Origin of the sequence: Aquimarina sp. AD10, assembly GCF_003443715.1 — a bacterium.
Classification (GTDB): domain Bacteria; phylum Bacteroidota; class Bacteroidia; order Flavobacteriales; family Flavobacteriaceae; genus Aquimarina; species Aquimarina aggregata.
In genome coordinates this window covers 1738197-1749720 of sequence record NZ_CP031965.1, presented here as the reverse complement: position 1 = coordinate 1749720, position 11524 = coordinate 1738197, and the positions used below count along the sequence as shown (strand labels likewise).

10 protein-coding genes are annotated in these 11524 nt (G+C 29.8%); 1 reads left to right on the top strand and 9 read right to left on the bottom strand.

All coding sequences use genetic code 11. The annotated features are described in order from the left end of the window. Positions 1 to 24: 24 nt before the first annotated feature. Positions 25 to 1233, bottom strand: a complete 1209-nt coding sequence (locus D1816_RS07460) for an RsmB/NOP family class I SAM-dependent RNA methyltransferase (RefSeq protein ID WP_118501940.1) — start codon at positions 1231 to 1233, stop codon at positions 25 to 27. Positions 1234 to 1311: 78 nt separating this feature from the next. Here D1816_RS07460 and D1816_RS07455 point away from each other — a divergent pair, with 78 nt between their 5' ends. Next, positions 1312 to 2376 (top strand): sialidase family protein, encoded by a 1065-nt coding sequence (locus tag D1816_RS07455; protein WP_118501938.1) that lies wholly within the window; start codon positions 1312 to 1314, stop codon positions 2374 to 2376. Between the two features lie 50 nt (positions 2377 to 2426). Here D1816_RS07455 and D1816_RS07450 read toward each other — a convergent pair whose 3' ends face one another. The 8 genes from D1816_RS07450 to D1816_RS07415 all read right to left on the bottom strand — a co-directional run bounded on the left by D1816_RS07450 (position 2427) and on the right by D1816_RS07415 (position 11311). Next, positions 2427 to 2876 (bottom strand): sensor of ECF-type sigma factor, encoded by a 450-nt coding sequence (locus tag D1816_RS07450; protein ID WP_118506227.1) that lies wholly within the window; start codon positions 2874 to 2876, stop codon positions 2427 to 2429. Between the two features lie 10 nt (positions 2877 to 2886). Then, positions 2887 to 3417, bottom strand: a complete 531-nt coding sequence (locus D1816_RS07445) for a hypothetical protein (RefSeq protein ID WP_118501936.1) — start codon at positions 3415 to 3417, stop codon at positions 2887 to 2889. Between the two features lie 31 nt (positions 3418 to 3448). Continuing rightward, the gene (locus tag D1816_RS07440; protein ID WP_066318109.1) at positions 3449 to 3997 is read right to left on the bottom strand and encodes an RNA polymerase sigma factor; all 549 of its coding nucleotides are present in this window, start codon (positions 3995 to 3997) and stop codon (positions 3449 to 3451) included. Positions 3998 to 5472: 1475 nt separating this feature from the next. Continuing rightward, complete coding sequence (locus D1816_RS07435; RefSeq protein ID WP_118501933.1) at positions 5473 to 7299, bottom strand: ABC transporter ATP-binding protein; 1827 nt, start codon at positions 7297 to 7299, stop codon at positions 5473 to 5475. A 28-nt stretch (positions 7300 to 7327) separates the two neighbouring features. Beyond that, positions 7328 to 9058 carry a phospho-sugar mutase gene (locus D1816_RS07430; protein ID WP_118501931.1) on the bottom strand — a complete coding sequence of 577 codons (1731 nt, stop codon included), beginning with the start codon at positions 9056 to 9058 and terminating at the stop codon, positions 7328 to 7330. 102 nt (positions 9059 to 9160) lie between these two features. Then, complete coding sequence (locus D1816_RS07425; RefSeq protein WP_066318101.1) at positions 9161 to 10108, bottom strand: glycosyltransferase family 2 protein; 948 nt, start codon at positions 10106 to 10108, stop codon at positions 9161 to 9163. Positions 10109 to 10254: 146 nt separating this feature from the next. Further along, positions 10255 to 10779, bottom strand: a complete 525-nt coding sequence (locus D1816_RS07420; RefSeq protein ID WP_118501929.1) for a DUF4199 domain-containing protein — start codon at positions 10777 to 10779, stop codon at positions 10255 to 10257. A gap of 16 nt (positions 10780 to 10795) precedes the next feature. Continuing rightward, entirely contained in the window at positions 10796 to 11311 is a 516-nt protein-coding gene (locus tag D1816_RS07415; RefSeq protein WP_118501927.1) for a DUF4199 domain-containing protein, read from the bottom strand. Between the last annotated feature and the right edge of the window lie 213 nt (positions 11312 to 11524).

Sequence of the window (11524 nt, the reverse complement as noted above, 5' to 3'; positions counted from 1 at the left end):
TAGGTCAATTTAATGTATTTGATGTTACTTTTTTTCTAATAATGCCATGTAAAATCCATCAAAGCCAGATTTGTGAGCAAGAATTTTTTTGTCTTTGATTAAGGTAAAATCTTGGCCAATTTCTGTAGAAAGAAATTTTTTCACTTGATCCTGATTTTCAGAGGGCAGGATAGAGCATGTTGCATAAACAAGTTTTCCTCCGGATTTAACGATTTTAGAATAACTTTCTAGTATGTCTGATTGCGTTTTTCTTATGTTATCTAAAAACTCAGGTTGTAATTTCCATTTTGCATCAGGATTTCTTCTAAGTATACCCAAACCACTACAAGGAGAATCAATTAATACACGATCTGCTTTGCCATGAAGTTTTTTGATATCTTTTGTTCCCGTAATTACTCTAGGTTCTATATTATGTGCACCTGCTCTTTTGGCTCTTCTTTTTAGCTCTTTTAATTTATTTTCATAAATATCCATAGCTATGATTTGTCCTTTGTTTTGCATTAAAGCAGCAAGATGAAGTGTTTTTCCTCCTGCTCCGGCACATGTATCTACTATACGTTGTCCTGGTTGAACATCTAAATAATCGGCAACTAGTTGAGAAGATGCATCTTGTACTTCAAACATTCCGTTTTTAAAAGCTTCTGTAGAAAACACATTTGTTCTTTCTACAAGTTTAAGAGCATCATTATGACCTTTAATAAATTCGGTATCAATATTCTCGTCTTCAAGAATACTTCTTAGTTTATCTCTTGATATTTTTAAAGTATTAGCACGTAAAATTACAGGAGCTTGTTCATTTAATGCGTGGATTTCTTGATCCCATTCTTTTTTCAATTCCTGCTCTCCTAGTTCATCCATCCAATCGGGAATAGATTCTTTGAACTTTCTTATCTTACTAAGTTCATCAAATTTACCCTTAATTCGTCGAGTTGGAGTTGGTTCAATTTGTTTCCAATCGGGTAGGGGAATACCTCGTAAAGTGGCCCATACAGCAAAAATCCGCCATAAGTTATCTCTATTAAAAGGCTCTTTTACTTCGGCAATTTCAGCATACAGACGTTTCCATCTTACAATTTCATACACAGTTTCAGCAACAAAACCACGATCACGTGCGCCCCATCTTTTATCTCTCTTTAATAGTTTTTGAACAACTTTATCTGCATATGCTCCTTTGTTGAATATTTCATTCAATCCATCTATAACAGCAAAGACAAGGTTTCTATGTAAACGCATGGTATTGTTTTTTTTAAGGTGTGCAAAGGTATGTCTTTGTTGGGAAATACAATTATATTTGGTTAAAATTATTAATTAATGAAATACACGATTATTTTTATATTGGTTTTAGGTTCTATGTGCTGTACTAGTCAAGAAAATAATAATATTCATGATTTTACTCGGGTTAAAATTGATATGATTCTTGAAGATTCAATAAGTATACGCGCACTGGATATATATAATGATACGTTGATAGGATTTGGATATAATAAAGGATATGGATTTATTAATCTAAAAACGAATTATCATGAATTAATAGAATTTGAAATTTCTGAGAAGACTAAAAATGAAAACAATTGGATTACAGAGCAACGTGCAGTAGGTTTTAATAATTCATCTTTTTTTAGTTTGGGTATTGGCTCTCCTGCAAGGATGAGAAAAATTGACCTGATTACTAAAGAGGAAAAAATAGTGTATACAGAAACTCATGATAAAGTGTTTTATGATGCTATGCTGTTTTGGAATGAAAATGAAGGAATTGCAATGGGAGACCCCACAGAGGATTGTTTGTCGATCATTATAACTAAAGATGGTGGTGAAAATTGGACAAAGATTTCTTGTAATGATTTACCAAAAACGGAAGAAGGAGAAGCTGCTTTTGCAGCAAGTAACGGAAATATTAGTAGTGTAGGGGATAACACTTGGATACTATCAGGAGGTATGAAATCAAGAGTGTTCTATTCACCAGATAGAGGTGAACATTGGGAGGTATATAATACTCCTTTAATACAAGGAACTTCTACAACAGGAGGATATGCTATTCATTTTTATGATAAAGATAATGGAGTAATTTTTGGCGGAGACTACACAAATCCTACTAAAAATTTACAAAATAAAGCTATTACTGTTAATGGCGGAAAAACTTGGAGTTTGATAACTCAGGATAATGGACCTGGTTATAAAAGTAGTGTGCGATATATTCCTAATAGTAATGGACAAAAATTGGTTGCTATCGGTTTTACCGGTATTTCAGTATCAAATGATTTTGGAAAGAATTGGGTCGAATTAAGCAAGGAAGGCTTTTATACATTACGCTTTATTTCTAATACTACTGCGATAGCCGCTGGTAAAGGAAGAATAGCTAGATTGATATTCGATTAATTTTTGGATCTAACATTAAATGCATTTGATGTAGAGAAAAGAAAAAGAGGCTAATTGCCTCTTTTTCTTTTCTCTTTAATTTTTTCGAGTATTCTTTTATTAAAATCTGTTTCAGCTTTTATTAATTTTAAAATCTTTTTACTAGAAATTACTTTTTTGAGATCTGTAAGAAGTTTTTTACGAGAAAGATGTTTTTGCTCTTCTAATTTGAAATGATTATCTAAATATTTTGTAGCTTCTTCATCACTAAGATCTTGCTGGTTTGCATTAGCCTCTTTTAGAGCTCTTATGATTTTACGTTTTTGCATTCGTAATTTTGATATCGTTTCTTGATGAGCATTATATAATGGCCAGAATTCCTGTGCTTCTGTACTAGATAATTCTAGTTTCTCAGTTATATATGCTACTTTGAATGCTTTTACTTTTTCTCTAGATCCCTTTTGAGCAAAGGAAATGTTAGAAATAAGTATAATACATGTAAGTAATAGTATCTTTTTCATGTTTAAACAATTATTCGGTAAATATAATTTCATTTTCTAAATCTTCTTCAGATAAATAGTCTAGTAAGTTATCATCGTTACCTAGCTCATCCTCAAAAGTTTGTATGTAGTTAATGTCCTCATCTAATAAACCTGCTATATCCGTAGTACTTAATTCAATATTTTCTTCATTTAAATATTCATAAATAGCCGTCATTTCAATAGTATCAAAATCTAGAGGTGATTTTTTAGTAATAGAGATAGATAAAATTAAGGCTATCATAGCCGCTACTCCTGATACGTATATAATATTTTTAGTTGATATTAAGGTCCTTAATTTGCTTTTTGGTTTAGGTGCAATAGTTTTTTGTAAAATAGTATCATGTGCTGATATAAAATAGTCATCAGCAACTTTAAAACCTGAATCCATTTTTTTTAGTGTTGAGGTTTTTTGTTTTTCACTAAGAGCTATTTTTTCTAAAAGTCTATGGTTGAAACTTTCAAAATAGTTTTCTGGTGTTTTAAATCCACTATCGTTTTTATGTGTTTTTTTGTCTTTCACTATATATATGACTTAAAAGATATAAAAAGGTTTAATCGTCTCTTAAAAAAGCTTCAATTTTTTTTGTAGCAATATGATAGGATGCTTTGAGCGCCCCTTCGCTAGTTTCTAGAATTTCCGAAATTTCTTTGTATTTTAATTCTTGAAAGTATTTCATGTTGAAAACTTGTTGTTGCTTTTGTGGTAAAGAGGCAATAGCCATTTGTAATTTCATTTGAATTACATTTCCTTCAAAATATACATCTGTTTCCAAATTTTGAATTAGTTGTTGACTTAGTTCTTCATTACTAATATTATACCTTTTGGCTTTTTGAGTCAAAAAAGATATAGATTCATTTGTCGCAATCCTATATAACCATGAATATAATTTACTGTCACCTTTAAATTTTTTTATGCTTTTATAAACCTTAAGAAATACATTTTGTAATATATCATCTGCGTCAGCATGATTCTTGACCATATTACGGATGTGCCAATACAATCGTTTATGATATATCGTCACTAGTTTAGTAAATGCCTTATCAATGTCCTTATCTGACTGTAATGCAATTAGTAAAATTTTTTCTTCTTCGGTATCCAAATACAATTAATTTAAAGGATGTACAGGTTAGACTAATTTAATTAAAAAAGGTTTAATTGAATATAGTAAATAAATTAAATCACAATTATTGTAAGAATTTGTAGGAATTAAAACAAAAATAAAGATTAAACGAATATTTATACAGATAAAAAGCATTTTTATTTGGATAATTAAAAATAAGTAGTATCTTTACAGTGTAATAAAGAATTAATATTTTCATTCTCCCCAAGATGAAAAAGTTTTAATAAAAGTGAGTTTTAATTTTAGAGTAAGCCCCTAAATTAAGATGATTTGTGTGAAGAGAAAGAGTGCGAAAGCACTCTTTTTTTATGGTTATACCATAATGTTATATAGTCTTGTATTTTTCTAAAAGTAGGAAATAGACTACTATTTTTGGTAATATTTGGTTATAATCTTTATTAAAACGCATTTATTTTAGATAAAAAGCATTTTTTATTTGGATAATTGAAAATAAGTAGTATCTTTACAGTGTAATAAAGAATTAATATTTTCATTCTCCCCAAGATGAAAAGTTTTTAATAAAAGTGAGTTTTAATTTTTAGAGTAAGCCCCTAAATTAAGATGATTTGTGTGAAGAAAAAGAGTGCGGAAGCACTCTTTTTTGTTTTCGTGTATTTTTAAGTAAGTAAGAAAAGTATTACTTTTATTAATAATAAAATTAATGTTTACAGATGAAATGTGATATTTTTAGATAAAATACATTTTTTATTTGGATAATTGAAAATAAGTAGTATCTTTACAGTGTAATAAAGAATTAATATTTTCATTCTCCCCAAGATGAAAAGTTTTAATAAGAGTGAGTTTTGATTTTAGAATAAGCCCCTAAATTAAGATGATTTGTGTGAAGAAAAAGAGTGCGGAGGCACTCTTTTTTGTTTTTGTATATTTTTTAATAAGTAAGAAAAGTATTACTTTTATTAATAATAAAAATTAATTTTTACAGATCAAATGTGTTATTTTTAGATAAAATACATTTTTTATTTGGATAATTGAAAATAAGTAGTATCTTTACATTGTAATAAAGAATTAATATTTTCATTTCCCCCAAGATGAAAAGTTTAAATAAGAGTGAGTTTTGATTTTAGAATAAGCCCCTAAATTAAGATGATTTGTGTGAAGAAAAAGAGTGCGGAGGCACTCTTTTTTAGTTTACAGTATTTTAATAATTTTAAAATTTGTAAGAAAATACTTATAAAAATTATGTTTATTGATATATTTATTAGATGAAATCTACTTTTTTTAGATAAAATACGTTTTTTGTTTGTGTAATTAAAAATAAATAGTATCTTTACATTGTAATAAAGAATTAACGCTTTCATTCTCCCCAAGATGAAAGCTTTTAATAAGAGTGAGTTTTAATTTTTAGAGTAAGCCCCTAAATTAAGATGATTTGTGTGAAGAAAAAGAGTGCGGAGGCACTCTTTTTTGTTTTGTAAATATTGATTTACCTGTGTTTATTGATCAAAAGATTGCATTGTTACTAATTTTTGATAGACCCCATTTTTGGATATAAGCTCTTCATGAGTTCCTTTTTCAACTATTTTTCCTTTTTGCAATACAACGATTAAATTTGAATTTTGTATAGTAGATAGTCTATGGGCAATAACTATACTTGTTCTGTTTTTCATCATGTTTTCTAGAGCCGATTGTACCAATCGCTCACTTTCTGTATCTAAAGCAGAAGTAGCTTCATCTAGAATCATTATAGGTGGATTTTTTAGGACTGCTCTTGCGATTGATAATCGTTGTTTTTGCCCACCACTTAATTTATTACCACTATCTCCAATGTTGGTCTCAATTCCTTTAGGTAATTCTTTTACAAACTCCCAAGCATTAGCAACCTTAAGAGCTTCTATTATTTCTTTATCTGTTGCATTTTCACGTCCTATCAATAAATTCTTTTTAATTGTATCATTAAAAAGAATTGAATCTTGTGTTACAAGGCCCATTAGATCTCGTAACGATTTCTTTGTAAGGTTTTTAATGTCAAAGTTGTCAATCTTAATACTTCCTTTATTCACATCATAAAAACGAGTAACTAAATTGGCAATAGTGGATTTACCACTTCCGGATTGTCCAACAAGGGCTACAGAACTTCCTTTAGGAACTACCAAAGAAAAATCATTAAGAACATATTCATCTTCATATTTAAACGAAATATTCTCTAAAGATATATCTGATGTAAAGTCTACTTTATGTGTAGCATCAGGTTTATCCTCTAAAGGTGAAGATGCATTTAATATTTCAAGAACACGTTCTGCCGCGGCATTACCTCGTTTCACACCATAACTGGCCTTAGAAATTGCTTTGGCTGGTGTGAGAATATTATATGCCAGTCCCATGTAAACAATAAACAAACCTGGAGCTAAAGATTTTTCTATTAACACCATTTGTCCACCGTACCATAATAATATCGCAATAACAGTAATGCCTAAAAATTCACTAGTTGGAGATGCTAAGTTTTGGCGATTTGCCAATGAGTTTCCATATTTAAAAAACCTAGTAGTAGATTCTTTAAATTTACCACCAAAGATATGCTCTGCATTAAATCCTTTAATAACCTTTAAACCTCCTAGGGTTTCTTCAATGATGCTTAAGAAATAGCCTTGCTCTTTCTGCACATTATCTGAATGTTTTTTTAACTTTTTACCAATAAGAGAAATTAAAAAACCAGATACAGGTATAAATATGAATACAAATATGGTAAGTTTAAGGCTTATCAATAACATTGCAAATATGGTAAACAGAATCATTAAAGGTTCCCTTACTATAAGTTCCAGTATAGATAAAAATGAATGTTGTATTTCTAGAACATCAGTAGTAATTCTTGCAATAGTATCTCCTTTTCTTTTTTCAGAAAAGTAGGAGAGTGGTAAATCCATAGTTTTCTCATAAAGCTCTTCTCTAATATCTTTTAAAACACCATTTCTTAAAAATGTTATAAAATACATAGCCATATAGCTAAATATATTTTTCAGAAAAAACATACTAATAACAAGAATTACCATGAAAATAAGTACGTCCTGATTCCCTTCTTCGGCTTTTTGAGTGACAAAAAAATTGAGGTAATTTTCTGAGTATTCTTTCACCTTAAGGATACCTTCCCATTTAGGTTCTACTTTTACAGGTACAGTATTACCAAATAATACATTTAGCATAGGAAATAAAGATACCATTGCTAATGTACCAAAAAGTGCATAGAAAATATTAGAAATTATATTTAGTATAGCATATATTCTATAAGGTCTCGCAAAGCGAAGAATTTGTTTAAAGTAATTCATTAATTATTTGTAATGGCCAAGCCATTGGTTAAGTTAAATTTAAATCTTTCTTAATGGCGACTATTTTGTCATCCAATTGTTGTTGTGTATTTTCGAAGTCATCGATAGTCGTTAATGTCCCCTGAACACTCATGTAAAATTTGATTTTTGGTTCTGTTCCACTTGGTCGAGCAGCTATTTTACTCCCTTCTTCTGTATAAAATATAAGTACGTTTGATTTAGGTACATCGATACTTTTTTCGGTATGATCTTGAATATTTGTAGCAATACTAGTTTGGTAATCTTCAATTAATACTACCTTTTCTTCATTGATAAATTTAGGTGGGTTATTTCTTAAATCAATCATCGTCTTTTTGATTTCTGCAGCACCATCAATCCCTTTTTTTACTAAGGATACTAAGTTCTCTTTATAGAAACCATGTTTAACGTATAAATCAAGTAGAGTGGTATAGAAAGAACTACCTTTTGATTTGGTAAAAGCAACAATTTCACATGCCAATAAGGTAGAGGTAACAGCATCTTTATCTCTAACAAAGTCCCCGACCATAAAGCCAAAACTTTCTTCACCACCACCAATAAAATGCTTTTCAGGAAAGTCTTTTATGAGCTTTGCAATCCATTTAAAACCAGTTAATACCTCTTTGTATTCAACACCATATGCATTTGAAAGACTTCTCATCATAGGAGTCGAAACAATTGTAGAAGCTACAAACTCGTTACCGGATAATCCTTTCTTATTTTTGTAATGTTCTAGTAAGAACCATGTCATTACAATCATGGTTTGGTTACCATTTAGCAACTGTAACTCTCCTTTAGTATTGCGAACTGCAATTCCTAATCGATCACAATCAGGATCTGTACCAATTACAATATCAGCGTTTACTTCTTTGGCGAGTTGCATAGCCATTGCTAACGCCTCTGGTTCTTCTGGATTTGGAGATTTTACAGTAGGAAAATTACCATCAGGAACTTCTTGTTCTTTTACAATATGTACGTTTTGATATCCTGCTTTTTTTAATGTTTCAGGAACAGCAGTAATAGATGTACCATGTAAAGAGGTAAAAACAATCGTTGTATTGTCTTTAGCTTCTTGATCTGCAGCAAAACTCCCGTTTTTAACACTTTGATCAATAAAAACAGAGTCTATTTCAGAATCTATTTTCTTAATAAGGCTTGTATTTGCCTGAAATTTTATATCAGAATATTGTAATGCATTTATTTCAGTAATAATTTCTCCATCTTGGGGTGGTACCAATTGCCCGCCATCTTGCCAATATACTTTATAGCCATTATATTCTGGAGGGTTATGGCTTGCTGTTAATACAATACCACAATGGCAATCGAGTTCTTTTACGGCAAATGATAACTCTGGAGTTGGACGTAGGCTAGAAAATAGAAAAACCTTAATTCCGTTTGCAGAAAATACATCTGCTACTATTTGCGCTAGTGTGTCACTATTATGTCTACAATCATAAGCAATAACAGCTTTAATTTCTTCTCCAGTAAATTGTGTTTGTAAGTAATTACTTAATCCTTGTGTACTTTTTCCTAAAGTATATTTATTGATTCTATTGGTTCCAATCCCCATTACACCACGCATACCACCGGTTCCAAATTCTAAATCTTTATAAAAACTCTCAGTTAACTCTTCTGGGTTTGTGTTTTTTAAATTTTCAATTTCCTCTTGAGTTTTCTTATCAAAAGTATCGGTTTGCCATTCACTGACTCTTTTATTAATTTCAGAAGCTACGACTTGCATGTTATATGGTTTTAAATTGCAAAAATACTATATAATTTCTAGGATAAATACTAAAAAAATGGGGTAATGCTTACTTGACAATGCTTAGTTTGTTTACCGAGATTATAAATGTATTTTTTCTGAGATGTTATATCTTTTTTTATCTCTTTTACTTGTTAATATAATTTCTCCCAGAAATCCTGCAAGAAAAAATTGTGTTCCTAATATCATTGCTGTAAGAGCAATATAGAATTCTGGTCTTTGTGCTATTAATCTACCTTTGGTTTCAATAAATAGTTTGTCTATTCCTAAATATAAAGCAAAGCAAAAACCTATAATAAACAATATGGTACCAATTAATCCAAAAAAGTGCATGGGTCTTTTACCAAAGCGGGACATAAACCAAATGGTGACTAGGTCTAGAAAGCCATTAATAAAACGACTCATTCCGAATTTTGTACTACCGTATTTTCGAGCTTGGTGAAGTACTACTTTTTCACCAATTTTAGAAAAGCCTTCATTTTTTGCTAAAACAGGGATGTATCTATGCATCTCGCCATGCACATCGATATTTTTAACAACAATATTTTTATACGCTTTAAGACCACAATTAAAATCATTAAGTTTTACTCCCGAGGTTTTTCGTGCAGCTGCATTAAATAACTTTGAGGGTAAATTTTTAGCAATTACAGAATCATATCGTTTCTTTTTCCAACCCGAAATAAGATCATAGTTTTCGTTAACTATAAGATCATACATTTCAGGGATTTCTTCTGGATTATCTTGTAAATCGGCATCCATAGTAATGATAACATCACCTTGAGCTGCGTCAAAACCTGCATGTAATGCTTGAGATTTTCCAAAGTTTTTAAGAAATCGTATTCCTTTTACATTGTTATCTTTTTCTGAGAGTTGGGTGATGGTACTCCAGGATTTATCGGTACTACCATCATCGATAAAGATAATTTCATAAGAAAAAGAATTGGATTGCATAACTTTTGCAATCCAATTGTATAATTCGCTAAGTGATTCCTGCTCATTAAGCAGCGGTATGACCACAGATATATTCATAGATAAATTTAAGATAAGCTTCTTTCTAGCACTACTATGATTTTGAATAACATCACAGACGTAAAACAAAAAAGAAACCAATATTCAAATATAGTAAAATGTTATAAGTTGGGATATGTACAGTTTCCTAATTTATTATTGCTTGTTTAAAGCTCTTTTTTCTTATGAATTACGGCTCCAACTATTAAGGAGATAATAAGTCCAGAAAAGATATGAGCAATAACTAGTATCGAAGAGCCTAAGTATCCCGGAACACTGAATTTTTTAGCAAATTCAATACTTCGATTTATTTCTTCAAAAGACTTGTCCATATTGTTTAAAAGAATTTCATCTTTTTCTTTATCCATTAATTGATCAAGCTTTCCTGGTTCAAGTACATTATATTCAAAAATAATCCAAATCATAGTTATCATTATTCCAATTAAAGAGATAATGAATCCTACCTTTATAGCTTCTTTTAATTTTAGAAAACCATTATTTGTGTTTTTGTACTTATAAATTCCGTAAAATATGGGAATGATAAGAATAAGCAAATTAACGAGGGTGTTAGTTTTTTTAGATAGATTAATATCTGTTATGTTGAGGGTAATACTATGTAGAATGCTTAAGCACGCTTGAATTACTCCAAATTTAATACTCTGTTTTACTATAGAAGGATTGTTGTTAGCCATTAATTCAAGAAAAGATTCATGTTTCTTTTTTCTTATAGATAATAACTCCAGTTACTAAGGAAATAACGAACCCTAGAAATAAGTTCAGAATTATAACAGCCAAATATACATAAGTAGAGCTAATTTTTTTAGCCCATTCTATTTCTTCATTAATTTTTTTAATTGACATATCTGGATTATTTTGAAACATTTGGTCACGATTAATATCCATACGGTAATTGAGCCAGTCGGGGTAAATAATATTTAAACGTATTATTGTCCAAAAAACCTCTATAATTGCACCAATTAGAGAAATGATAAGCCCTATTTTTATGGCTTGTTTTAGTTTAAGGAAACCACTATTTAATTTTTTGTAATTATATATACTATAAGAAATTGGTATAATAAGAACAAACAATTGTACGTAAAAAAAAATCCAATGCGGGTCAAGGTCATAGGGGTCCTTAAAACTAGTTGTTATGATAATTAATAAACCTTGAAGTATTCCATGTTTAGTACTTTGCTTTATTATAGAAGTATTGTTTTTTTTCATTATTATGATTCTTTTTTTAAACAATTTTTTTTTCAAGAATATTTCTTGTACATAGTAAGTGTTGATGACGTAGCGAAGCTAAAATAATTTTATCTCCAAATATAATTTCGCATAAGTTTTCATGGTCATTTATATATTCTAATAACCTTTTCATAATTAGTCTTTAATATTGTATTTACAGTTTTTACTTAACTGGTTTGTGTAAGGTGACTA